The sequence below is a fragment of the Streptomyces bungoensis genome (genome assembly GCF_001514215.1).
GTDB lineage: Bacteria > Actinomycetota > Actinomycetes > Streptomycetales > Streptomycetaceae > Streptomyces > Streptomyces bungoensis.
Map to the genome: position 1 here is coordinate 71,935 of NZ_KQ948874.1, position 22,841 is coordinate 94,775.

19 protein-coding genes are annotated in these 22,841 nt (G+C 73.8%); 12 read left to right on the plus strand and 7 right to left on the minus strand.

Annotation, left to right across the window (positions count from 1 at the left end; all coding sequences use genetic code 11):
- Positions 1 to 2: 2 nt before the first annotated feature.
- Complete coding sequence (ssgD, locus tag AQJ66_RS32815; RefSeq protein ID WP_061929233.1) at positions 3 to 419, minus strand: spore wall synthesis regulator SsgD; 417 nt, start codon at positions 417 to 419, stop codon at positions 3 to 5.
- Between the two features lie 187 nt (positions 420 to 606).
- Between ssgD and AQJ66_RS32820 the strand changes: the two genes are divergently transcribed.
- Positions 607 to 1,710, plus strand: coding sequence for a WD40/YVTN/BNR-like repeat-containing protein (locus tag AQJ66_RS32820; protein WP_208611502.1), 1,104 nt, complete (start codon positions 607 to 609; stop codon positions 1,708 to 1,710).
- Positions 1,711 to 1,789: 79 nt separating this feature from the next.
- Positions 1,790 to 2,131 carry a hypothetical protein gene (locus AQJ66_RS32825; RefSeq protein ID WP_061929235.1) on the plus strand — a complete coding sequence of 114 codons (342 nt, stop codon included), beginning with the start codon at positions 1,790 to 1,792 and terminating at the stop codon, positions 2,129 to 2,131.
- A 9-nt stretch (positions 2,132 to 2,140) separates the two neighbouring features.
- Here the strand turns inward: AQJ66_RS32825 and AQJ66_RS32830 are convergent, their stop codons facing one another.
- Positions 2,141 to 2,437, minus strand: a complete 297-nt coding sequence (locus tag AQJ66_RS32830) for a YciI family protein (RefSeq protein ID WP_061929237.1) — start codon at positions 2,435 to 2,437, stop codon at positions 2,141 to 2,143.
- Positions 2,438 to 2,497: 60 nt separating this feature from the next.
- On the opposite strand from AQJ66_RS32830, the gene AQJ66_RS32835 reads away from it, so the two are divergent.
- Complete coding sequence (locus AQJ66_RS32835; protein WP_061929240.1) at positions 2,498 to 3,187, plus strand: endonuclease V; 690 nt, start codon at positions 2,498 to 2,500, stop codon at positions 3,185 to 3,187.
- Positions 3,188 to 3,258: 71 nt separating this feature from the next.
- Positions 3,259 to 3,405, plus strand: coding sequence for a morphogenic membrane protein MmpA (gene mmpA / locus AQJ66_RS32840; protein WP_208611503.1), 147 nt, complete (start codon positions 3,259 to 3,261; stop codon positions 3,403 to 3,405).
- Positions 3,406 to 3,442: 37 nt separating this feature from the next.
- Here the strand turns inward: mmpA and AQJ66_RS32845 are convergent, their stop codons facing one another.
- Positions 3,443 to 4,621: a saccharopine dehydrogenase family protein gene (locus tag AQJ66_RS32845; protein ID WP_061929244.1), complete on the minus strand. Its 1,179-nt coding sequence runs from the start codon at positions 4,619 to 4,621 to the stop codon at positions 3,443 to 3,445.
- Between the two features lie 192 nt (positions 4,622 to 4,813).
- On the opposite strand from AQJ66_RS32845, the gene AQJ66_RS32850 reads away from it, so the two are divergent.
- From AQJ66_RS32850 to AQJ66_RS32860, 3 genes are all read left to right on the plus strand, one after another.
- Positions 4,814 to 5,995, plus strand: coding sequence for a CaiB/BaiF CoA transferase family protein (locus AQJ66_RS32850; RefSeq protein WP_167359206.1), 1,182 nt, complete (start codon positions 4,814 to 4,816; stop codon positions 5,993 to 5,995).
- Between the two features lie 65 nt (positions 5,996 to 6,060).
- The gene (locus AQJ66_RS32855) at positions 6,061 to 7,275 is read left to right on the plus strand and encodes an acetyl-CoA C-acetyltransferase (protein WP_061929246.1); all 1,215 of its coding nucleotides are present in this window, start codon (positions 6,061 to 6,063) and stop codon (positions 7,273 to 7,275) included.
- 47 nt (positions 7,276 to 7,322) lie between these two features.
- Positions 7,323 to 9,506 (plus strand): 3-hydroxyacyl-CoA dehydrogenase NAD-binding domain-containing protein, encoded by a 2,184-nt coding sequence (locus AQJ66_RS32860; RefSeq protein ID WP_061929248.1) that lies wholly within the window; start codon positions 7,323 to 7,325, stop codon positions 9,504 to 9,506.
- On the opposite strand, the gene AQJ66_RS32865 is transcribed toward AQJ66_RS32860, so the two are convergent.
- The gene (locus AQJ66_RS32865) at positions 9,492 to 10,211 is read right to left on the minus strand and encodes a MerR family transcriptional regulator (RefSeq protein ID WP_061929250.1); all 720 of its coding nucleotides are present in this window, start codon (positions 10,209 to 10,211) and stop codon (positions 9,492 to 9,494) included. The genes AQJ66_RS32860 and AQJ66_RS32865 overlap by 15 nt on opposite strands.
- A gap of 209 nt (positions 10,212 to 10,420) precedes the next feature.
- Between AQJ66_RS32865 and AQJ66_RS32870 the strand changes: the two genes are divergently transcribed.
- Together AQJ66_RS32870 and AQJ66_RS32875 are read left to right on the plus strand one after the other, a co-directional pair.
- On the plus strand, positions 10,421 to 11,890 hold the full coding sequence (locus AQJ66_RS32870; RefSeq protein WP_061929252.1) for an amino acid permease: 1,470 nt from the start codon (positions 10,421 to 10,423) through the stop codon (positions 11,888 to 11,890).
- Positions 11,891 to 12,039: 149 nt separating this feature from the next.
- Entirely contained in the window at positions 12,040 to 12,948 is a 909-nt protein-coding gene (locus tag AQJ66_RS32875) for a PfkB family carbohydrate kinase (protein ID WP_061929254.1), read from the plus strand.
- Between the two features lie 12 nt (positions 12,949 to 12,960).
- Here the strand turns inward: AQJ66_RS32875 and AQJ66_RS32880 are convergent, their stop codons facing one another.
- Positions 12,961 to 14,448: a M1 family metallopeptidase gene (locus AQJ66_RS32880; RefSeq protein WP_061929256.1), complete on the minus strand. Its 1,488-nt coding sequence runs from the start codon at positions 14,446 to 14,448 to the stop codon at positions 12,961 to 12,963.
- Positions 14,449 to 14,656: 208 nt separating this feature from the next.
- Between AQJ66_RS32880 and AQJ66_RS32885 the strand changes: the two genes are divergently transcribed.
- Entirely contained in the window at positions 14,657 to 16,618 is a 1,962-nt protein-coding gene (locus AQJ66_RS32885; protein ID WP_061929259.1) for a Xaa-Pro dipeptidyl-peptidase, read from the plus strand.
- A 3-nt stretch (positions 16,619 to 16,621) separates the two neighbouring features.
- On the opposite strand, the gene AQJ66_RS32890 is transcribed toward AQJ66_RS32885, so the two are convergent.
- Entirely contained in the window at positions 16,622 to 17,536 is a 915-nt protein-coding gene (locus AQJ66_RS32890) for an FAD-dependent oxidoreductase (protein WP_061929320.1), read from the minus strand.
- Between the two features lie 89 nt (positions 17,537 to 17,625).
- Here AQJ66_RS32890 and AQJ66_RS32895 point away from each other — a divergent pair, with 89 nt between their 5' ends.
- Positions 17,626 to 18,669, plus strand: coding sequence for a hypothetical protein (locus AQJ66_RS32895; RefSeq protein ID WP_061929261.1), 1,044 nt, complete (start codon positions 17,626 to 17,628; stop codon positions 18,667 to 18,669).
- Positions 18,670 to 18,681: 12 nt separating this feature from the next.
- Positions 18,682 to 20,322: an ABC-F family ATP-binding cassette domain-containing protein gene (locus tag AQJ66_RS32900; protein WP_061929262.1), complete on the plus strand. Its 1,641-nt coding sequence runs from the start codon at positions 18,682 to 18,684 to the stop codon at positions 20,320 to 20,322.
- A 30-nt stretch (positions 20,323 to 20,352) separates the two neighbouring features.
- Here the strand turns inward: AQJ66_RS32900 and AQJ66_RS32905 are convergent, their stop codons facing one another.
- Complete coding sequence (locus AQJ66_RS32905; RefSeq protein WP_061929264.1) at positions 20,353 to 22,749, minus strand: Tex family protein; 2,397 nt, start codon at positions 22,747 to 22,749, stop codon at positions 20,353 to 20,355.
- Positions 22,750 to 22,841: the final 92 nt, after the last annotated feature.

Consider the following 22,841-nt stretch of genomic DNA (forward strand, 5'->3'; position numbering starts at 1 on the left):
GTTCAGCAGGCGTCCCGCATCAGTTCGGCCAGGTCGTGGTCGAGGTCGAACTGCAGGTGCTCCAGGCCGACGGGCACGAGGTCGCCGGTCGCCTCCAGGAAGCGCCGTATCTCACCGGAGCGCACGTGCACGATCGCGGTGCCCTCCGGCGCGTGGAACTCCAGGACGGTGCGGTCGTAGCCGTACGGGCGCACCCGGACGTCGCCGCAGCCCTCCGGACCGCGCAGGCCGGCCGTGAGCAGCTCGCGGGAGAAGGTCCAGCACACCTCGACACCCTCGAGGGTGGCCGGGGCCGGGAAGGTCATGCGGATGGCGAACGGGTCGCTCCGGTCGTAGCGCAGCGTGGCGGGAATGCTCGGCATGCGCGGTGCGGCGGCGACAAGGCGGGCCTCTACGGGCTGCTCGATGACGGTGGACAACGCCTTGCTCCCTCGTGACGGCTGGACGTGCTCCGGGCGTGTGAGACCTGGCACTGGAAGAGACGACGGAATCGGCCCGCCCGTGCACACCCCGAACGAGTGACCTCGGTCACCGCGTTCATGCACGGGAGCACGCCCGGCGACGCCCTCTGGACGGCGGCGGACGGCTGGACTAGCTTCGCCCGCCATGGGACGACCGGTGAGCACGCGACGCGGGGGACGGACGGGCCGGCTGGTGGCGGCGGCGGTGGCGTGCGGGGCGGCGCTGGCCGCGCTCGCCGTGCCGCCCGCCGCGGCGGGACCGCTCGGCGGCGGGCCGCCGCACTGGGCGGCCAAGGACAGCGGCGCCCCGCAGGTGCGCTTCCGCGGCCTCGCCGCCGTCGGCCGCGACACCGCCTGGCTGGCCGGTACGGCGGGCACCGTGCTGCGCACCACCGACGGCGGGGCGAGCTGGCGGAACGTCTCTCCACCCGGCGCGGCCGACCTGCAGTTCCGCGACGTCGAGGCGTTCGACGCGCGGCACGCGGTGGTGCTGGCCATCGGCGAGGGCGAGGCCTCGCGCGTCTACCGCACCGACGACGGCGGAGCGACCTGGACGGAGTCCTTCCGCAACACCGACCCCAGGGCGTTCTACGACTGCCTCGCCTTCTTCGACCGCCGCCACGGCCTCGCCGTGAGCGATCCCGTCGACGGCCGGTTCCGCATCCTGTCGACCGGCGACGGCGGCCGCTCCTGGCGGGTGCTGCCGGCCGACGGCATGCCGGCCGCCCTGGACGGCGAGGCCGGCTTCGCCGCGAGCGGCCAGTGCCTGGTCACCTCCGGCCCGAAGGACGCCTGGCTGGCCACCGGAGGCGGCGCGCACGCGCGCGTGCTGCACTCCGCCGATCGCGGACTGACCTGGACGGCCGCCGACACGCCCCTGCCCGCGGGCGACCCGGCCAGGGGAGTCTTCGCGCTCGCCTTCCGCGACCGCGCCCACGGGCTGGCGGTCGGCGGCGACTACCGCCCCGGCGAGTCCTCCCCGCGGGCCGCCGCGGTCACCGCCGACGGCGGCCGCACCTGGCGTCCCGCCGCCGCGCCGCCGCCCGCCTACCGCTCCGGCGCCGCCTGGCTCCCGCACAGCCGCACTGCCGCGCTCGCCGTCGGCCCCACGGGCACCGACCTGACCACCGACGGCGGACGCACCTGGCGGACCGTCGACACCGGCTCGTACGACACCGTCGACTGCGCCGCCGACCTGAGCTGCTGGGCCGCCGGAGAGCAGGGGCGGGTGGCCCGCCTGGAACGCTGACGTAACCGCCGGGAAGCCGGGTACTCGTTCCGCACCGCGTAGGACCTCCCGCCGCGGGAGGGCGAGGAAGGGAGCGATCATGCCAGCCGGTTCGAGCCCCAAGCGCGAACGTCAGTACGAGCACATCAAGGAGAGCGCGCAGGACCGGGGCGAGAGCGCCGCGCGCGCCAAGGAGATCGCCGCGCGGACCGTGAACAAGGAGCGCGCCCGTTCCGGCGAGTCCAAGACCGCCAGCCGCAGCTCCACGCAGGACAGGAAGTCGTCGAGCGAGCGCGGCGGGCAGCGGTCGGGCAACCGGGTCGGCTCCCACGGCCCGACCCGCGACCAGCTGTACAACGAGGCCAGGCAGCGCGGCATCGGGGGCCGTTCGCACATGAACAAGGACGAACTGCAGCGCGCGCTGGACGACAGGAAGGGCTGAGCCCCCCGTTCAGCCCAGCGTCTGCCGGTGGCGCGCCAGCTCGGGAGCCGTCTTCGTGGCGATGAACTCCGTGATGCGGTAGGCGCACACCCCGGCGGCCACGAACGGGTCGCCCGCGGTGACCTCCTCCACCTGGGCGCGGTCCTCCGCGACGGCCAGGATGATCCCGCCGTCGCGGGGGTCCTTGCGCCCGGAGGCCAGGAACAGGCCCTTCGCGTACTGCTCGTCGAGCCAGGCCACGTGCGCCGGTATGACGGCGTCGACGGCCTCCAGCGGGGCGGTGTAGGTCAGCTCCAGCACGAACATGATCGCGAGGGTACCCCCGCGGGCCGGCCGGGCGGCCCGGGACCCTACAGTTCTGGCCGTATGACGACCGTAGGCGTACCCGCGGGCTGGCCCGCGACCGAGGAAGAGGCCGCCGAACAGGACCGGCTGCGCGGCCGGGTGGTGCTCGACGAGCCCGGGCCGCCGCCCGGGACCGGCCATGTGACCGGTGTCGACGTCGCCTACGACGACGAGCGCGACCTCGTGGCCGCCGCGGCCGTCGTCCTGGACGCGGCCACCCTCGCCGTCGTCGCCGAGACCACGGCCGTCGGCCGGATCTCCTTCCCGTACGTGCCCGGACTGCTCGCCTTCCGGGAGATCCCGACCGTACGGGCCGCCCTCGACGCCCTGCCCTGCCAGCCCGGCCTGGTGGTGTGCGACGGCTACGGCCTCGCCCATCCGCGCCGCTTCGGCCTCGCCAGCCACCTCGGGGTGCTCACCGGCCTGCCGGCCATCGGGGTCGCCAAGAACCCGTTCACCTTCACGTACGACGAGCCGGACCCCGCCCGGGGCAGCACCGCACCACTCCTGGCGGGCACCGAGGAGGTCGGCCGCGCGCTGCGCACCCGGGACGGCGTGAAGCCGGTCTTCGTCTCCGTCGGCCACCGGGTGAGCCTCGCCAACGCCCTGGCGCACGTGCTGGCCCTGACCCCGCGCTACCGCCTGCCGGAGACCACGCGCAGGGCCGACGCGCTGTGCCGGCGGGCGCTGCGGGAGGCGGCCGGGAGCTGAGCCGGGGCGATCACGCCCTCTGAGTACGCGTACGGATGTGCGCGCGCCGCCTCACGGGGCAGGCTCCCCCTATGACGACACACCGCTCCGCCAAGCCCCTGACCGGCCTCGCCCAGCCCGTCGAGCGCCCCGTGACGGCCGCGCTGGTCCTCGCCGTCGTGGCGGGTCTCGCCTGGACGGGCGGGATGGTCTGGACCCTGCTGGGGTGGCAGGCGTAGCCGCCGCGCCCGCCAGTGGCCGTGGCCGGCGCGCGGGCTACCGGGAGTGGGCCACCCGGAAGGTGATCCCCGCCCGGCGCAGCCGCCCGGTCAGCGCGTCGCCCATCGCCTGGGCCGTGGTCACCTGCCCGGCCGTCGGCGGCAGGTCGTCGAAGGCCAGGCTGAGGGCCGCCTCCGCGAACATCTTGGCCGTCTCGTCGTAGCCCGGGTCGCCGCCGGCGACCTCCGTGAGGACGCGCCGCCCGCCGCCCTCGCCGACGAAGCGCACGGAGAACCAGCTCTTCGCGCGCTTCTCGGCGCTCGGCCCCTGCCCGGGGCTGAGCCGGCCGGACAGCCAGCGCCGGGCGGGCGGCAGCTGTGCGGCGGCACCCAACGCGCCGACGGCCGCGATGCCGCCCAGGGCGACCGGCAGGTGCCGGACGGCCGCGTAGTGCCGGTAGCGGAAGTCGGGGCCGTAGCGGTCCAGGGCCTTCGCCGAGCGGCGCACGATCCGCGGATCGATGGTCGGCAGCGGCAGCGCCCAGGCGCCCACCTCCGGGGCGAAGCGCGGCGCTCGCGCCGTGGCCGCCACCCGGCGCCCCATCAGCCGCGGCTCGTGGCGGCGCCGTTCACGCGCCGCGGCCAGCAGCTCCCGGCCGCGCGCGAACTGGTTCAGCGCCGAGGCCAGCGTGCCGCCGGAGAAGGCCGCGTGCACCCTGACGTACCCGTCCACGGTGAGCGGGACCCCCTCCGGGAGCTGCCGGACTGTGAAGTACACGCCCAGGTCGTGCGGCACGGAGTCGAAGCCGCAGGCGTGCACGAGACGGGCGCCGGTCTCCCGCGCGCGCGTGTCGTGCCGGACGTACATCAGGTCCACGAACTCGGGCTCGCCTGTGAGGTCGAGGTAGTCGGTCCCGCTGTCCGCGCAGGCGGCGACGAGCTCCTCGCCGTAGGTGACGTACGGGCCCACGGTCGTGGCGACCACGCGCGCCTGCTCGGCGAGCGTGCGCACGGTGGCCGGTTCGCGCACGTCGGCGCGGAGCACCGCCGGCCGCGAGGCGGCGGGCAGCCGGTCGCGCAGCAGCTCCAGTCTCCGCTCGTCGCGGCCCGCGATCGCCCAGCGCAGGTCCGCGGGGGCGTGGGCGGCGAGGTAGCGCGCCGTGAGCGTGCCGACGAAGCCGGTCGCTCCGAAGAGCACGATGTCGTAGGGACGATCCGTCCTGTTTAGCCTGCTCATGACACCCCATTGGTCGTTCAGCACGCGCCGCTGTCGGTGGCTGAGGCTAGCGTGAGGGGTGCGGGGCCCGACGGCCGGGCACTTGGCTAAGCGCTTGCTCGTTCAGGTCTTGTGCCCGGTGGAACGTGTTCCTAGCATCACCGGTGTTACATCAGTTGTGTCACATGGGTGCGGAGCAGGGGGCAGGACGGCATGACGACGGCAGGGACGCCGGGCCAGGGCCCGCTGCACGGGGTGCGCGTGGTCGAGCTGGCCGGCATCGGGCCGGGCCCGTTCGCCTGCATGCTCCTGGCTGACCTGGGCGCCGACGTGGTCCGGGTCGACCGCCCGGGCGGCCCGGGCCTCGGCATCGACCCCGCGTACGACGTGACGAACCGCAACAAGCGCTCGGTCGTCGTCGACCTCAAGGCGCCGGACGGCCCCGCGCGCGTGCTCGACCTCGCCGCGCGCGCCGACGTCCTCGTCGAGGGCTACCGGCCCGGCGTGGCCGAGCGGCTCGGCGTCGGCCCCGGCGCCTGCCACGCCCGCAACCCCGCTCTGGTCTACGGCCGGATGACCGGCTGGGGCCAGGACGGCCCGCTCGCCGACCGCGCCGGGCACGACGTGGCGTACATCGCCCTCACCGGCACCCTCGGCATGATCGGCCGCCCGGGCGAGCCCCCGGCCGTCCCCGCCAACCTGCTCGGCGACTACGCCGGCGGCTCCCTCTACCTGGTCGTCGGCGTCCTCGCCGCACTGCACCACGCGCGCGCGACCGGCACCGGGCAGGTCGTGGACGCGGCCATCGTGGACGGCACGGCGCACCTGTCGGCGATGATCCACGGCATGCTCGCCGCCGGCGGCTGGCAGGACCGGCGCGGCGCCAACCTGCTCGACGGCGGTTGCCCGTACTACGGCACCTACGCGACCGCCGACGGCGGCTACATGGCGGTCGGCGCCCTGGAGCCGCGGTTCTACGAGGAGTTCCTGCGCCTGCTCGGCCTGGACGGCCTCACCGGGGCCCGCACGGACGTCACCCGCTGGGACGAACTGCGCGCACGCGTCGCCGCCCGCTTCGCCTCCCGCACCCGCGACGAGTGGACGGCCGTCTTCGCGGGCTCGGACGCCTGCGTGGCCCCCGTGCTGTCCCTGCGGGAGGCCCCGCACCACCCGCACCTGGCCGCCCGCTCCACCTTCACCTGCCAGGGCGGCATCACCCAGCCGGCCCCAGCCCCCCGCTTCTCCGCGACCCCCACCGCGGTCCGCACCGGACCCGCGCTGCCGGGGGACGGCGCGGCGGCGGTGGCCCGCGACTGGGGCATACCCGGCCTCGTGACCGACGGCCCCGTGACCGACGGCGCCCTGCCCGACGACCTCGTCGCCGACGGCGACTGACCCGCCCGCCCGGACCACCCCCGGCGGCCGGCTCCGCCCGGCCCACCCTCCCGAAAGGCACACCAGTGAGCACCGAAGCGTACGTGTACGACGCGATCCGCACCCCGCGCGGCCGCGGCAAGGCGACCGGCGCCCTGCACGGCACGAAGCCCGTCGACCTGGTCGTCGGTCTCATCCACGAGATCCGCGACCGCTTCCCGGGCCTGGACCCGGCCGCGATCGACGACATCGTGCTCGGCGTCGTCGGTCCCGTGGGCGACCAGGGCTCCGACATCGCCCGGATCGCGGCGATCGCCGCCGGGCTGCCGGACACGGTTGCGGGCGTGCAGGAGAACCGCTTCTGCGCCTCCGGCCTGGAGGCCGTCAACCTGGCCGCCGCCAAGGTCCGCTCCGGCTGGGAGGACCTGGTCCTCGCCGGGGGCGTGGAGTCCATGTCCCGGGTGCCGATGGCCTCGGACGGCGGCGCCTGGTTCAACGACCCGATGACCAATCTGGCCGTCAACTTCGTGCCGCAGGGCATCGGCGCCGACCTCATCGCGACCATCGAGGGCTTCTCCCGCCGGGACGTGGACGAGTACGCGGCCCTGTCCCAGGAGCGCGCCGCCACCGCCTGGAAGGAGGGCCGCTTCGACCGCTCCGTGGTGCCGGTCAGGGACCGCAGCGGCCTGGTCGTCCTCGACCACGACGAGCACATGCGCCCCGGCACCACCGCCGACTCGCTCGCCGGGCTCAAGCCGTCGTTCGCCGACATCGGCGAACTCGGCGGCTTCGACGCGGTCGCGCTGCAGAAGTACCACTGGGTGGAGAAGATCGACCACGTCCACCACGCGGGCAACTCCTCCGGCATCGTCGACGGCGCCTCGCTCGTCGCGATCGGCTCGAAGGAGGTCGGCGAGCGCCACGGCCTCACCCCGCGCGCGCGGATCGTCTCCGCCGCCGTCTCCGGCTCCGAGCCCACCATCATGCTCACCGGCCCCGCCCCGGCCACCCGCAAGGCCCTCGCCAAGGCCGGGCTGACCATCGACGACATCGACCTGGTCGAGATCAACGAGGCCTTCGCCGCGGTCGTGCTGCGCTTCGTCAAGGACATGGGCCTGTCCCTGGACAAGGTCAACGTCAACGGCGGCGCCATCGCGCTCGGCCACCCGCTCGGCGCGACCGGCGCCATGATCCTCGGCTCGCTCATCGACGAACTCGAGCGCCGGGACAAGCGCTACGGCCTCGCCACCCTGTGCGTCGGCGGCGGCATGGGCATCGCCACCGTCGTCGAGCGCATCTGACCTCCCCGCGGCATCACGACCCTCAGACCTCAACGGAGACGACCGTCATGACCGAGAGCACCACCATCCGCTGGGAGCAGGACGACACCGGTGTCGTCACCCTCGTCCTCGACGACCCGAACCAGTCCGCGAACACCATGAACCAGGCGTTCCGCGACTCCCTCGCCGCGATCACCGACCGGCTGGAGGCCGAGAAGGACTCCCTCCGCGGCGTCATCCTCACCTCCGCCAAGAAGACCTTCTTCGCCGGCGGCGACCTGCGCGACCTGATCCGGGTCACCCCCGAGACCGCCCAGGAACTGTTCGACGGCGGCCTCGCCATCAAGCGGAACCTGCGCCGCATCGAGACCCTCGGCAAGCCCGTCGTGGCCGCCATCAACGGCGCCGCCCTCGGCGGCGGCTTCGAACTCGCCCTCGCCTGCCACCACCGCGTCGCCCTCGACACCTCGGGCACCCGGATCGGCTGCCCCGAGGTCACCCTCGGCCTGCTCCCCGGCGGAGGCGGCGTCGTACGCACCGTGCGGCTGCTCGGCATCGCCGACGCGCTGCTGAAGGTGCTGCTGCAGGGTCAGCAGTACAACGCGCGCCGCGCCCAGGAGAACGGCCTGGTCCACGAGGTCGCCGCGACCCCCGAGGAACTGCTGGCCAAGGCCCGCGCCTTCATCGACGCGAACCCCGAGTCCCAGCAGCCCTGGGACCGGCCCGGCTACCGGATCCCCGGTGGCACGCCCGCCAACCCGAAGTTCGCCGCCAACCTCCCCGCCTTCCCGGCCACCCTGCGCAAGCAGACGAACGGCGCCCCCTACCCGGCGCCGCGCAACATCCTCGCCGCGGCCGTCGAGGGCTCCCAGGTCGACTTCGAGACCGCGCAGGTCATCGAGGCCCGCTACTTCGTGGAGCTGGCCGCCGGACAGACCTCGAAGAACATGATCCAGGCGTTCTTCTTCGACCTCCAGGCCGTCAACTCCGGCGCCAACCGCCCCCAGGGCGTCGAGCCCCGCACGGTCCGCAGGGTCGCCGTCCTCGGCGCCGGGATGATGGGCGCCGGCATCGCCTACTCCTGCGCCCGCGCGGGCATCGACGTCGTCCTGAAGGACGTCTCCCTGGAGGCGGCCCTCAAGGGCAAGGGCTACTCCGAGAAGCTGTGCGCCAAGGCCGTCGCCAAGGGCCGCACCAGCCAGGAGAAGGCCGACGCGCTGCTCGCCCGCATCACCCCGACCGCCGAGGCGGCCGACCTCGCCGGCTGCGACGCGGTGATCGAGGCCGTCTTCGAGGACACGGCGCTCAAGCACAAGGTCTTCCAGGAGATCGAGGACGTCGTCGCGCCCGACGCGCTGCTGTGCTCCAACACCTCCACCCTGCCCATCACCGCCCTCGCCGAGGGCGTGCAGCGCCAGGCCGACTTCATCGGGCTGCACTTCTTCTCGCCCGTCGACAAGATGCCGCTGGTCGAGATCATCAAGGGCGCCCGCACCGGCGAGGAGACCCTCGCGCGGGCCTTCGACCTGGTCCGGCAGATCAACAAGACCCCGATCGTCGTCAACGACTCGCGCGGCTTCTTCACCTCCCGCGTGATCGGCCACTTCATCAACGAGGGCGTCGCCATGGTCGGCGAGGGGCTGGAGCCCGCCTCCGTCGAGCAGGCCGCCGCCCAGGCCGGCTACCCGGCCAAGGTGCTCTCCCTGATGGACGAGCTGACGCTCACCCTCCCGCGCAAGATCCGGCACGAGAGCAGGCGGGCCGTGGAGGAGGCGGGCGGCACCTGGACCGCGCACCCGGCGGAGGCGGTCATCGACCGCATGGTCGACGAGTTCGGCCGCACGGGCCGCAGCGGGGGAGCGGGCTTCTACGACTACGCCGAGGACGGCAGGCGGGCCGGCCTCTGGCCGGGGCTGCGCGAGCACTTCACCCGGCCCGGCCACCGCATCCCGTTCCGCGACATGCAGGAGCGGATGCTCTTCTCCGAGGCGCTGGACACCGTACGGCTCCTCGAGGAGGGCGTGCTGACCTCCGTCGCCGACGCGAACATCGGCTCCATCCTCGGCATCGGCTTCCCCGGCTGGACCGGTGGCGTGCTGCAGTACATCAACGGCTACGAGGGCGGGCTGCCCGGCTTCGTGGCACGCGCGCGTGAGCTCGCCGAGACCTACGGGGAGCGGTTCACCCCGCCCGCGCTGCTGGTGGAGAAGGCGGAGCGGGGGGAGCGGTTCGCCGACTCAGTCCGTTCCTGACCCGGTTCCCGACGCGGTGAGCCACTCGCCCAGCTCCTCGCGCAGCGAGCGCTGGAACGCCGTGAGCAGCGCCTGCACCACCAGGGGGTGCATGTGCGCCGACAGGGACTTCACGTCCCGGGCCGCACGTTCGGCGACCTCGCCGCGCAGGAGCCGGGAGAGCTCCCGGGCCGCGGCGCGCGAGTGCTCCATGAGCACTTCGCGCGCCGCGAGGATCGTCTCGTGCGACAGCGGTACGTCGAGCAGCCTGACGCCGAGCCGGAGCAGCCCGGAGTCGACCCGGAACGTCCCGTCGTCACCGGCCGTGACGACGTTCATCGCCGCCAGCCGGTCGATGTCCTCGGCGGTCAGCGGCCGCCCGGCCCGGCGCTCGAGTTCCGGGCGCGCCAGCTCCTCCACCGCGTCCGGCGCCCACGAGGCCACCACCGCGCGGTGGATGGCCAGGTCGTGCGGGGTGAGGCCGGGCGGCAGCTGCCGCAGGTACCGCTCGATCGCCGCCAGGGTCATGCCCTGGTGCTGCAGCTCCTCGATGAGGGCCAGCCGCGCCACGTGCCCGGACCCGTAGTGACCCACCCGGCGCGGACCGATCACCGGCGGCGGGAGCAGCCCCCTGCTCGCGTAGAACCGCACGGTGCGCACCGTGACGCCCGCCCGGGCGGCCAGCTCGTCGACGGTGAGGGTCGTCTCCTCGGCATCGGTCGTCATGCGCAGCAGTATCGCTGTCGCACCGGTGCTGTGACACACGGGACGCCCGTGTGAGAAGGGCCGCTGTGTGACGTGGGCCATCGCATGCCCGGCGATCCCCCTGGGAAGGTGCTGCCTTGGTCTGTGCCGCGACACGAGGGTGGTGCGGGCCGAACTGTACGGACACCCGGGCCCACGAGGCGCGGGCGCACCAGGAAGTGGAACCACCCGTGAGCAGCAAGGACGCCGTGCAGACGGCACAGGCCGCCGCAGGTCCCCAGGCGGCGCGGACACCCGCGGACGCGGGCGACTCCGGCTACAGCAAGGACCTCAAGGCCCGCCACGTCAACATGATCGCCATCGGCGGCGCCATCGGCACCGGCCTCTTCCTCGGCGCCGGCGGACGCCTGCACAACGCGGGTCCGGCGCTCGCCCTGGCCTACCTGGTCTGCGGAGTCTTCGCCTTCTTCGTCGTCCGGGCCCTCGGCGAGCTGGTCCTGTACCGGCCGTCCTCCGGCTCCTTCGTGTCCTACGCGCGCGAGTTCCTCGGCGAGAAGGGCGCGTACGTCGCCGGCTGGATGTACTTCCTGAACTGGTCCACGACCGGCATCGCCGACATCACCGCGATCGCGCTCTACACGCACTACTGGAGCCTGTTCACCACCGTCCCGCAGTGGGTGATGGCACTGATCGCCCTGGCGGTGGTGCTGACGGTGAACCTGATCTCGGTGAAGATCTTCGGCGAGATGGAGTTCTGGTTCGCGATCATCAAGGTGGCGACCCTCGTGAGCTTCATGTTCGTCGGCATCTTCCTGCTCGCCACCCAGCACGAGGTGGACGGCGGCAAGCCCGGCCTGGACGTGATCACCGGCCACGGCGGCGTCTTCCCGCACGGCATGATGCCGGTCGTCCTCGTCATGCAGGGCGTGATCTTCGCCTACGCGGCACTGGAACTGGTCGGTGTCGCCGCCGGTGAGACGGCCGAGCCGGAGAAGGTCGTCCCGCGCGCGGTGAACTCGATCATGTGGCGGGTGGCCCTGTTCTACGTCGGCTCCGTCGTGCTGCTCGCCCTGCTGCTGCCCGGCTCGGTGTACTCCGCCGACGAGAGCCCGTTCGTCACGGTCCTGTCGAAGATCGGCGTCCCGGCGGCCGGCGGCGTGATGAACCTGGTCGTCCTGACCGCCGCCATGTCCTCGCTGAACTCCGGCCTGTACTCCACCGGCCGCATCCTGCGCTCCATGGCCATGGCCGGCTCCGCCCCGAGGTTCACCGCCCGGATGAACCGCAGCCGGGTCCCCTACGGCGGCATCATGCTGACCTGCGCGGTCTGCGTGCTCGGCGTCGGCCTGAACTACCTGGTGCCCAGCCAGGCCTTCGAGATCGTGCTGAACGTCGCCTCCCTCGGCATCATCAGCACCTGGGTGATCATCATGATCTGCCACCTGGTGTTCGTCCGCCGCGCCCGCGCCGGCCTGCTCACCCGCCCGCACTTCAAGCTGAGGTTCAGCCCGGTCACGGAGATCGCCACCATCGCGTTCCTGCTGGTCTGCCTCGGCATGATGTGGAACGACCCCGAGGTGGGCCGCAAGACCCTGCTCCTCATCCCCCTGATCGCCCTCCTCCTCGTCGCCGGCTGGTTCGGCGTGCGCCGGAGGGTGGCGCAGAGCAGTGCCGAAGGACGGCCGACACCGGTGAAGTGATCACCCGCGTCCCGCAGGGGCGCCGGGAACTGCCGACCGGCCACGTCCGACCTGTACGAGAATCACTGCCGGGAGGTGCCGCGGGGAGGAACCCGGCCCGCCCGGCGCAGTGACGCAGTGACGGTGTACGACCCAGGGGAGGGCCGCGGATGACCGGGCAGGTGGATGTGCTGGTGGTGGGTGGGGCCGGGGTGGACACGATCGTGTACGTCCCGGAGCTGCCCCTGCCGTACGCCGACAGTTACTCGATCGACTCCGGGATCCGCACCCGGGCCGGGCAGACCGGTGACTTCGTGGCCCTGGGGCTGACCAAGCTCGGTCTGGACACCCACCACCTGGACGTCCTCGGCGACGACCCGGAGGGCGACCTCGTCCGCGCCCTGCACCGCGAGCACGGCATCGGCCTCACGGCGATCCCCCAGCCCGCCGGGACCAAGCGGGCGGTCAACCTGGTCGGCCCGGACGGGCGGCGCCTGTCGCTGTACGACACCAGCCGGGCCCACCCCGGCGACCGCTTCCCGGAGGAGACCCTCCGCACGCTGGCCGCCGCGAGCCGGCACGTGCACGTGGCCATCACCCAGCCCGGCGCGCACGCCCTGCCGACACTGCTCGCGACGGGCGTACCCCTCTCCACCGACCTGCACGACTGGGACGGCGAGAACCCCTACCACCAGCCGTTCGCCGACGCCGCGGACGTCGTCTTCGTCTCGGCGGCCGCCCTGGCCGACCCCGAGCGGACCATGCGGCGCATCGCCGAGCGGGGCCGCGCCGAGGTCGTCGTCGCCACCGCCGGAGCCGAGGGCGCGTACCTGCTGGCCGACGGGGAGCTGACCCGGGTCCCGCCGGTGGCCCCGCCCGCGCCGGTGGTCGACTCCAACGGCGCGGGCGACGCCTTCGCCGCCGCGTTCCTCTACGGCCGCCTCACCGGCGAGCCGCCCGAGCGGTGCGCCCTGTTCGGGGCGGTAGCGGGGGCGTACGCCTGCACGGTGCCGGCCACCCGCGCGGACGCGATGGACCGGGAGGCCCTGGTCGAGCAGGTGGCCGAAGCGAGCCTCTAGGCCCCCGCGACGTCAGCGCCCGTGGACGTCGTTCGTCGCCTCGATCTCCCGCCACGAGTCCGGCCGGGCCACAGCGGCGCCGGTCCTCACCAGGGACCGTGCCGCGGGCGCGGCCGGCTTCGACGGCTGGAACAGCCAGGTGTCGAACAGCGCCGCGAGCGGCTTCCCGGACACCTGCTCGGCGTACCGCCGGAAGTCGGCCACGGACGCGTTGCCGTACGCGTGCTCCTTCGGCCAGCCCTTCAGGACGGCGAAGAACGCGTCGTCCCCGATCTCGTTCCGCAACGCCTGGACGGCGAGCGCGCCCCGGTCGTAGACCGCCACGTCGAACTGGTCGTCCGGGCCCGGGTCACCGGGCGCCACCGTCCAGAACGCGTCGTCGGCCGGGTGGGAGGCGTACACGTAGCCGGCGAGCTCCTGCGCGGTGCCCTCGCCCTCGTGCTCGGACCACAGCCACTGGGCGTAGCGCGCGAAGCCCTCGTTGATCCAGATGTCCTTCCAGCCCTTCAGCGACACGTCGTCGCCGTACCACTGGTGGGCCAGCTCGTGCACGACCACGGAGGTGTTGGAGCCGCCTGCGAACTGCTTCGGGCTGTAGTAGACCCGGGTCTGCGTCTCCAGCGCGTACCCGGTCGTGGTGTTCGGGACGTACCCGCCGGCCGAGCCGAACGGATACGGCCCGAAATAGCCGGTCAGCCAGTCCACGAGCTCGCCGGTGCGCTCCACGCTCGCCCGCGCGGCCCCGTCGTTCGCGCCCAGGTCCCGGCTGTAGGCGTTGACGACCGGCACCCCGCCCTCGGAGGTACCCGTGGTGATGTCGAACCTGCCGAGGGCGAGCGTGGTCAGATAGGTGGCCTGCGGCTTGTCCTGCCGCCAGGTGTAGCGGGTCCAGCCCAGCTTCGAACTCGCGGACTGCAGCGTGCCGTTGGAGATGGCCTGGGTGCCGTCCGGCACGGCGACCGACACGTCGAAGGTGGCCTTGTCGCTCGGGTGGTCGTTGCTGGGGAACCACCACCAGGCGGACTCGGGCTCGTCGGCGGCGACGGCGCCGTCGGGCGTGCGGTGCCAGGTGGTGAAGCCGTAGGCGCTCTTCGTCGACGGCACCCCGCTGTAGCGGACCACCACCGTCATCGGGGCTCCCTTGGCCAGTGGGGTCTTCGGGGTGACGACCAGTTCGTGCTGCCCGGAGGCCGTGAACGACGCCTCGGCGCCGTTGACCCGCACCTCGCTCACGTCCAGCAGGAAGTCCAGGTCGAACCTGGACAGGTCCTGCGTCGTCCTCGCCAGGACGGTCGCCGTGCCCTGCAACTCGTCCGTCCGCGGCTGGTACTTCAGCCTCAGGTCGTAGTGGGAGACGTCGTAGCCGCCGTTGCCGTAGTACGGGTAGTAGGGGTCGCCGATGCCCGGCGCGCCGGGGGACCAGCTCGCGGCCGATGCCGGGATCGCCAGCAGGAGGGCGGCCGCCGCCGGCACACCCGGCGCGAGGATTCTGCGGTGCACGTCAGCTCCAAGTCGTCGATTTCGAGTCGTCGGGACGACAGATCCGTTCTGTGCGGAACCTATTCAGTCCCCGGGGCCCGGACCTGTCCACGGCCCCCGCTGTCACACGATCGCCATTCGGCCGTCACGAGCCGCGGAGCCGCACGAGCCGCACGAGGTGCCGGAAATCCTCCTTCTGCGCGGGAGTTGACCGGGGTAACGTCCGCGCATGCCGACACACACCCCCCGCCGCGCGCGCTCCACGATCTGGAGAGTGCTCGCCCTCGCGGCCGTCGCAGCCCTGACGGCCGCCCTCCTCACCCCCGCCGCCGCCCAGGCCGCGCCCCGCGAGAGCCGGCCCGTCTACTCCTACGCGCACGCCGTCCGCGAGGCCGTCTGGGTGGACACCGGTCTCGACGAGGACGGCGACGGCAGGACCGACCGCGTCGCCGCCGACATCGTCCGGCCCGCCGAACCCGCCCGGCAGGGGCGGAAGGTGCCGGTCGTCATGGACGCCAGCCCGTACTACTCCTGCTGCGGCCGCGGCAACGAGAGCCAGCTCAAGACCTACGACGCGCACGGCCACGTGGTCCAGATGCCGCTGTTCTACGACAACTACTTCGTGCCCCGCGGCTACGCCGTCGTCGGGGTCGACCTGACCGGCACCAACCGCTCCACGGGCTGCGTCGACGTCGGCGGCCGCTCCGAGATCCGGTCCGCCAAGGCGGTCGTCGACTGGCTCAACGGCCGCGCCCGGGCCTACACGACCAGCACGGGCACCAGGACCGTCAAGGCCACCTGGAGCAACGGCAGAACCGGAATGATCGGCAAGAGCTGGGACGCCACCATCGCCAACGGCGTGGCCGCCACCGGCGTCAAGGGCCTGAGGACCATCGTCCCGATCAGCGGCATCTCCTCCTGGTACGACTACTACTTCGCCCAGGGCGCCCAGCTCTACGACGGCGGCCCCGGCGACCTGGCCGGCTACGTCGAGAACGGCGGCGCCCGGGCCCACTGCGCGGCGGTGCACAAGAGGCTCGCCGACGGCAGCCCCGCCGACGGGGACTGGACGCCGCTGTGGACCGAGCGCGACTACGTCAAGGACGCGGCCAGGGTGCGGGCCAGCGTGTTCCTCGTGCACGGCATGCAGGACCTCAACGTGCGCACGAAGCACTTCGGCCAGTGGTGGGACGCCCTGGCCCGGCACGGCGTCCGGCGCAAGATCTGGCTCTCCCAGACCGGGCACGTCGACCCCTTCGACTACCGGCGCGGCGCCTGGGTCGACACCCTGCACCGCTGGTTCGACCACGAACTCCTCGGCTACGACAACGGCATCGACCGCGAGCCCATGGCCGACATCGAGCGCCACCCGGACCAGTGGGTCACCTCCCGTGCCTGGCCGCCGCACGGCACCCGCGCCACCACCCTGCACCCGGCCCCCGGCACCCGCCCCGGAGTGGGCACCCTCGGGCTGCGCCCGGCCACCGGCACCGAGACCTTCACCGACGACCCGGGCCTCAGCGAGAGCGACTGGGCCCCCCACGCCACCACCCCCACCCCGGAGAAGGCCGGCTTCGTCACCGCGCCGCTCACCCGTGACCTGCGCCTGTCCGGCTCCTCCCAGGTGACCGTGACCGTCACCCCGACCACCTCCTCGGCCCACCTGTCCGCCGTGCTGGTAGACCTCGGCCCGGACACGATCCGGGACTACGCAGACGGCGACGAGGGCATCACCACGCTCACCGCCCGCGACTGCTGGGGCGCGAGCACGCCCGGGGACAGCGCCTGCTTCAGGAAGACGAAGGCGAAGACCGCCAAGGTGGACCACACGGTGTTCAGCCGCGGCTGGGCCGACCTCGGCCACCACGCCTCCCTCGCCCACGGCGTCCCGCTCGTCCCCGGCACGGCCTACACGATGACCCTCGACCTGGCGGCAACCGACCACGTCGTCCCCCGGGGCCACCGCCTGGCGCTGATCGTCGCGGGCACGGACAGGAACCTCATCGAGGCGCCGGCCACCCGGCCGTCCCTCACCCTGGACCTGTCCCGCACGACGGCCCGGCTCCCGCTGGCCGGCGGCGCGCCCGCCTTCGCCCGGGCCACCGACGGCAGCACGCCCGCCGTCCCCGGGCCACGGGTCCTGAAAGGCCTGCGCACGCCGGACGTCCCCGGGCTCCTGCCCGCGGGCTGACCCTCAGGCGGCCGGGTGCGCCAGCCCGGCCGCCTCCCGCGCACATCCCCAGGCCACGGTGATCCCGGCCCCGCCGTGCCCGTAGTGGTGCACCAGCACCCGCCCGTCGGGCAGCGCCGTGCGCTCCAGCCGCACGGCGTCCCGGGCCGGCCGCAGCCCCACCCGGTGCGCCAGCACCCGCGCCCCGGCGATCTCCGGCCGCACGGCCGCGCACCGCGCCACGATCGCCCGGGCCGTGGCGGGATCCGGCTCCAGGGACCAGTCGTCCTCCTCGGCCGTGCCGCCCAGCAGCAGGACGCCCGGCTGCGGGATGAAGTAGGTGGAGGCGGCCGAGGAGTGGTCCACGGACGTGTACCACGTCGTGACCCCCGGGTTCTCCACCACGACCAGCTGACCGCGCACCGGACGCACGGCCGGGTCCGGCACCAGCGAACGGGCGCCCAGCCCGGTGCAGTTGACGACGACGCCGGCCGGCACGGCGGCCAGGTCCGTCACCTCCCGCCGCTCCAGCGTGCCGCCCGCCTCCGCCAGCCGCTCCCCGAGCCACGCCAGGTGCACCGGCATGTCGATCACCGGCAGCCGCGCCGCCAGACCCCCGGCCATCGCCCGCAGCCCCGGCACCCGGCCCGCCCACTCGCCCAGGTCGTCCAGCCGCGTCCCCGCGTGTACGCCCTCGACCAGTCGTACGCCCGTCCGGCCGGGGTGGTCCGCCAGCTCCTCGTACACCCGCAGGGACTCCAGGGCCCACGCGCCGGCCAGCGGCTCGGGCTCGATCCGGTACGGCCACCACAGGCCGCCGGCGACCGCCGAGGTCGTGCGCTCGGCGGGCTCCCGCGTCCACACCCGCACCCGCCGCCCGGCCTCGGCCAGCACCACCGCCGTCGTCAGGCCGGCGATCCCGCCGCCGACCACGATCACGTCGTCACCCGCTGCGCGCTCCACACCGGGACGCTAACCGATCCGCCGGGCCGTGCTCACCCCCGTCCCCGGACGGGAATACTCACCGCATGTCTGCCGCATACGCGACCTTCGCCCTGGCTCCGGCGACGCGCGCCGGCGCCGTCCTCGCCGACGGCGGCTACCAGGTCCACCGCGACTTCGTGGACTTCGTCGTGGACGGGCGCCCGCTGCTGTTCCGGCTCGCCGACCTGGACGCCGTCTCCCCGCTGGCCTCGGACGTGCCGCCCGCCATCTTCACCGCCCAGGTGCGCGCCCTGCTCCTGGAGGCCGAACCACCGCTTCCCGACGGCCGGTTCGTCCTCTACGGCTGCCCCGAGTGCGCGGACCTGGCCTGCGGCGCGGTCACCGCCGTCATCGAGCGCGACGGCGACGACTACGTCTGGCGGGACTTCGCCTGGCAGACCGGCGAACACGCCGACCTGGAGCGGGACGGCTACCACGGCATGGGCCCGTTCCGCTTCCACGGCCCCGGCTACCGTGCCGCCCTGGCGGCCCTCGCCGGGGACGCCGGCGGCCCGCCCGCGCCCCGCCGGGTGCTGCTGGTCGGCGCCCGCGTCGCCGTCCTGGCCCGGCTGGCCGCCGCGCTGCGCGGCATCGGCGTGGGCGCCGACATCACCCAGGACGCCGCCGCCGTCCCCGCCGAGGAACTGAGCGGCTACGGCGCCGTCCTCTTCGGCCACGCGGTCGGCGAGGCCGAACGGACCGCCGTACGGCGGGCGTTCGAGCGCGCGGGCGTCGAGGTCGCCTGCGTGGACGGCCTGGCCCCGATCGTCCCGCTGCTCGTCGCGCAGATCGAGCACGCCCTGGACCGCAGCCCGCTCCCGCGGCGCCGGCTCACCGCCCTGGCCGCCGCCGGCACCGCCGCGGACCTCGAGGTCGCCTCGCCCTGCCGGGTCCGCGTCACCGCGTACCGCCTCGGCCGCCTGCACCGCACCCGCGCCCACGAGGTCTTCGACGGCATCCTGGAACCCGGCCGGCACCGCGTCCCGCTGGACGCCGGGGCGGTCCGGGGACGGTCGTTCGTCGTGGCCCGGACCTCGGGGAGCGTGCTGGTGGAGCCGGTGACCCGGGGGAATTCCGGCAGGCCCTAGGATCGCCCTCTGATGACTGCCACCCTCGTCGCCAAGAACCTCGCCGCCGGACACGGCGACCGCTCCCTCTTCTCCGGGCTCGACCTCGTCGTCGCACCCGGTGACGTGATCGGGCTGGTCGGCGCCAACGGCGCGGGCAAGTCCACCCTGCTCAGGATGCTCGCCGGGCTCCTCGCACCGGAGCAGGGCGAGCTCAGGCTCTCCCCGCCGGCCGCGACCGTCGGGCACCTCCCGCAGGAGCCGGAGCGGCGGCCGGGCGAGACGGTGCGGGAGTTCCTGGCCCGCCGCACCGGCGTCGCCGCCGCCCAGCGGGCGATGGACGAGGCCACCCAGGCCCTGGTCGACGGCGCGCCCGGCGCCGACGACGCCTACGCCACCGGCCTGGAGCGCTGGCTCGGCCTCGGCGGCGCGGACCTCGACGAGCGGGCCGAGGAGGTCGCCGACTCCCTGGGCCTGGCGGTCGGCCTGGACCAGCCGATGACCTCCCTGTCCGGCGGCCAGGCCGCGCGGGCGGGCCTCGCGTCCCTGCTGCTGTCCCGCTACGACGTGTTCCTGCTCGACGAGCCCACCAACGACCTCGACCTGGACGGCCTGGAGCGCCTGGAGCGCTTCGTCACCGGCCTGCGCGCCGGCACCGTCGTCGTCAGCCACGACCGAGAGTTCCTCACCCGCACGGTCACCAAGGTCCTCGAACTCGACCTCGCCCAGCGGCAGATCAACCTCTTCGGCGGCGGTTACGCGGCCTACCTGGAGGAGCGGGAGGTGGCCCGCCGGCACGCGCGCGAGGACTTCGAGGAGTACGCCGACAAGCGCGCCGCCCTGGAGGACCGCGCGCAGACGCAGCGCTCCTGGATGGACAAGGGCGTGAAGAACGCCCGCCGCAAGGCCGGCAAGGACAACGACAAGATCGGCCGCAAGTTCCGCAGCGAGGCCAGCGAGAAGCAGGCCGCGAAGGCCCGGCAGACCCAGCGCATGATCGAGCGCCTGGACGTGGTCGAGGAGCCGCGCAAGGAGTGGGAACTGCGCATGGAGATCGCGGCCGCCCCGCGTTCGGGCGCCGTGGTGGCCACCCTGCGGGACGCCGAGGTGCGGCGCGGCGGCTTCACCCTGGGACCCGTCACGCTGCAGATCGACTGGGCGGACCGGGTCGCGGTCACCGGAGCCAACGGCGCCGGCAAGTCCACCCTGCTCGGCGCGCTGCTGGGCCGGGTGCCGCTGGACTCCGGGCACGCCGCGCTCGGCTCGGGCGTCCTGGTCGGCGAGGTCGACCAGGCCCGCGGGCTGTTCCACGGCCCGCAGACGCTCCTCGACGCCTTCCGCGCGGCCGTCCCCGACACCGAACCGGTCGAGGTCCGCACCCTGCTCGCCAAGTTCGGCCTGAAGACGGGCCACGTCCTGCGCCCGGCGGGGACGCTCTCCCCGGGCGAGCGCACCCGTGCCGCCCTCGCGCTGCTGCAGGGCCGGGGCGTGAACCTCCTCGTCCTCGACGAGCCGACCAACCACCTGGACCTGCCGGCCATCGAGCAGCTGGAGTCGGCCCTCGACGCCTACGACGGCACGCTGCTGCTGGTCACCCACGACCGCCGCATGCTGGACGCGGTCCGTGTCACCCGCCGCCTGGAACTGGCGGCGGGCAAACTCACGGAACGCTGACCCACGGCCCGCGGGGGCCGCGGGGACGGGTCAGCGGCGCCCCTTCTTCGGGTCCAGCAGGCCCGCGCGGCGCAGCGCGTCGGCCATCGCGCCGTTCGCCGGGGGCGGAGCCTGGCGGCCGCCCCGGTCGCCGCCCCGGTCGGCGCCCCCGCCCTGGCGGCGGCCCTGGCCGCCCTGCCGCTGCTGGGGCGGCCGGGCGCCGCCGCGCTGCTGCCGGCCGCCGCCCTGGCCCTGCGGGGCGGCCTCGTCGTCCAGCCGGAGCGTCAGCGCGATCCGCTTGCGCGGGATGTCCACGTCGAGGACCTTCACCTTGACGATGTCGCCCGGCTTCACCACGTCCCGCGGGTCCTTGACGAACGTCTTCGACATCGCCGAGACGTGCACCAGACCGTCCTGGTGGACGCCGACGTCCACGAAGGCGCCGAAGGCCGCCACGTTCGTGACCACGCCCTCCAGGACCATCCCGGCGGACAGGTCGGCGATCTTCTCCACGCCCTCCTTGAAGGTGGCCGTCTTGAACGCGGGTCGCGGGTCGCGGCCCGGCTTCTCCAGCTCCCTGAGGATGTCCGTGACGGTCGGCAGACCGAAGGTGTCGTCGACGAAGTCGGCGGGACGCAGGGAGCGCAGGACGGACGTGTTGCCGACGAGGGAGGCGACCTCCTGGCCCGTGGTCTTCACCATGCGGCGCACCACCGGGTACGCCTCCGGGTGGACGCTGGAGGCGTCCAGCGGGTCGCCGCCGCGGATCCGCAGGAAGCCCGCGCACTGCTCGAACGCCTTCGGGCCGAGCCGCGCCACCTTCTTCAGCTCGGAGCGGGAGGTGAACGGCCCGTTGGCGTCCCGGTGCGCGACGATGTTCTCGGCGAGCCCGGAGGAGATGCCCGAGACCCGCGCCAGCAGCGGAACGGACGCCGTGTTGACGTCCACGCCGACGCCGTTCACGCAGTCCTCGACCACCGCGTCCAGCGAGCGGGACAGCTTCACCTCGGACAGGTCGTGCTGGTACTGGCCGACCCCGATCGACTTCGGGTCGATCTTGACCAGCTCGGCCAGCGGGTCCTGCAGCCGCCGGGCGATCGACACGGCGCCGCGCAGCGACACGTCCATGTCGGGCAGCTCCTGCGAGGCGTACGGCGACGCGGAGTACACGGACGCGCCCGCCTCGGACACCATCACCTTGGTGAGCTTCAGCTCCGGGTGCTTCGTGATCAGTTCACCGGCGAGCTTGTCGGTCTCCCGGGACGCCGTGCCGTTGCCGATGGCGACCAGCTCGACGGCGTGCTCCTTCGCCAGCCGGGCCAGCTTGGCGAGGGCCTCGTCCCACTTGTTGGCCGGGACGTGCGGATAGATCACGTCGGTGGCCACCACCTTGCCGGTCGCGTCGACCACGGCCACCTTCACGCCCGTGCGGAAGCCCGGGTCCAGGCCCAGCGTCGCGCGCGTGCCGGCCGGGGCGGCCAGCAGCAGGTCCCGCAGGTTCGCGGCGAACACGTTCACCGCCTCGTCCTCGGCGGCCGTGCGCAGCCGCAGGCGCAGGTCGATGCCGAGGTGGACGAGGATCCGGGTGCGCCAGGCCCAGCGGACGGTGTCCTTCAGCCACTTGTCGCCGGGCCGGCCCCGGTCGGCGATGCCGAACCGGTGCGCGACGATCCCCTCGTACGACGTCGGTCCGTCCGTGGGCTCCTCCGGCTCCAGGACGAGGTCGAGGACCTCCTCCTTCTCGCCGCGCAGCATCGCGAGGACGCGGTGCGAGGGCAGCTCGGTGAACGGTTCGGTGAAGTCGAAGTAGTCGGCGAACTTGGCGCCCGCCTCCTCCTTGCCCTCGCGCACCTTCGCCGCCAGCCGCCCGCGCACCCACATGCGCTCGCGCAGCTCGCCGATCAGGTCGGCGTCCTCGGCGAACCGCTCGGTCAGGATCGCCCGCGCGCCGTCCAGCGCGGCCTGCGGATCGGCGACGCCCCGGTCCGGGTCCACGAACGCGGCGGCGGCCGCCGCCGGCTCGACCGACGGGTCGGCCAGCAGGCCCTCCGCCAGCGGCTCCAGGCCCGCCTCGCGCGCGATCTGCGCCTTGGTGCGCCGCTTGGGCTTGTACGGCAGGTAGATGTCCTCCAGGCGCGCCTTGGTGTCGGCCGCCCGGATGCGTCCCTCCAGTTCCTCGGTGAGCTTGCCCTGCTCGCGCACCGACTCCAGGATCGCGGTCCGCCGCTCCTCCAGCTCCCGCAGGTAGCGCAGCCGCTCCTCGATCGTGCGCAGCTGCGCGTCGTCGAGCGTCTCGGTCGCTTCCTTGCGGTAGCGGGCGATGAAGGGCACCGTCGAGCCGCCGTCCAGCAGCTCCACCGCGGCCTTCACCTGCCGCTCCCGTACGCCGAGCTCCTCGGCGATCCTGCCTTCGATGGACCCTGCTACGAGGGACCCGGGTGTCGTCACGATCCCGTACCGCCTTCTCACTGAGGTTGCGCGGCAATTGTGGCAGGTCGCACCGGCAACCGGGGATCAGGGCGGCGCGCGGCGGGGCGCCG

Bases quoted from the DNA above. Each gene is read 5' to 3' on its own strand.
- AQJ66_RS32895 (WP_061929261.1), top strand. From the start codon at position 17,626: ATGTCTGCCGCATACGCGACCTTCGCCCTGGCTCCGGCGACGCGCGCC.
- AQJ66_RS32885 (WP_061929259.1), top strand. From the start codon at position 14,657: ATGCCGACACACACCCCCCGCCGCGCGCGCTCCACGATCTGGAGAGTG.
- AQJ66_RS32835 (WP_061929240.1), top strand. From the start codon at position 2,498: ATGACGACCGTAGGCGTACCCGCGGGCTGGCCCGCGACCGAGGAAGAG.
- mmpA (WP_208611503.1), top strand. From the start codon at position 3,259: ATGACGACACACCGCTCCGCCAAGCCCCTGACCGGCCTCGCCCAGCCC.
- AQJ66_RS32845 (WP_061929244.1), bottom strand. From the start codon at position 4,621: ATGAGCAGGCTAAACAGGACGGATCGTCCCTACGACATCGTGCTCTTC.
- AQJ66_RS32900 (WP_061929262.1), top strand. From the start codon at position 18,682: ATGACTGCCACCCTCGTCGCCAAGAACCTCGCCGCCGGACACGGCGAC.
- AQJ66_RS32860 (WP_061929248.1), top strand. From the start codon at position 7,323: ATGACCGAGAGCACCACCATCCGCTGGGAGCAGGACGACACCGGTGTC.
- AQJ66_RS32825 (WP_061929235.1), top strand. From the start codon at position 1,790: ATGCCAGCCGGTTCGAGCCCCAAGCGCGAACGTCAGTACGAGCACATC.
- AQJ66_RS32830 (WP_061929237.1), bottom strand. From the start codon at position 2,437: ATGTTCGTGCTGGAGCTGACCTACACCGCCCCGCTGGAGGCCGTCGAC.
- AQJ66_RS32820 (WP_208611502.1), top strand. From the start codon at position 607: ATGGGACGACCGGTGAGCACGCGACGCGGGGGACGGACGGGCCGGCTG.
- AQJ66_RS32850 (WP_167359206.1), top strand. From the start codon at position 4,814: ATGACGACGGCAGGGACGCCGGGCCAGGGCCCGCTGCACGGGGTGCGC.
- AQJ66_RS32875 (WP_061929254.1), top strand. From the start codon at position 12,040: ATGACCGGGCAGGTGGATGTGCTGGTGGTGGGTGGGGCCGGGGTGGAC.
- AQJ66_RS32865 (WP_061929250.1), bottom strand. From the start codon at position 10,211: ATGACGACCGATGCCGAGGAGACGACCCTCACCGTCGACGAGCTGGCC.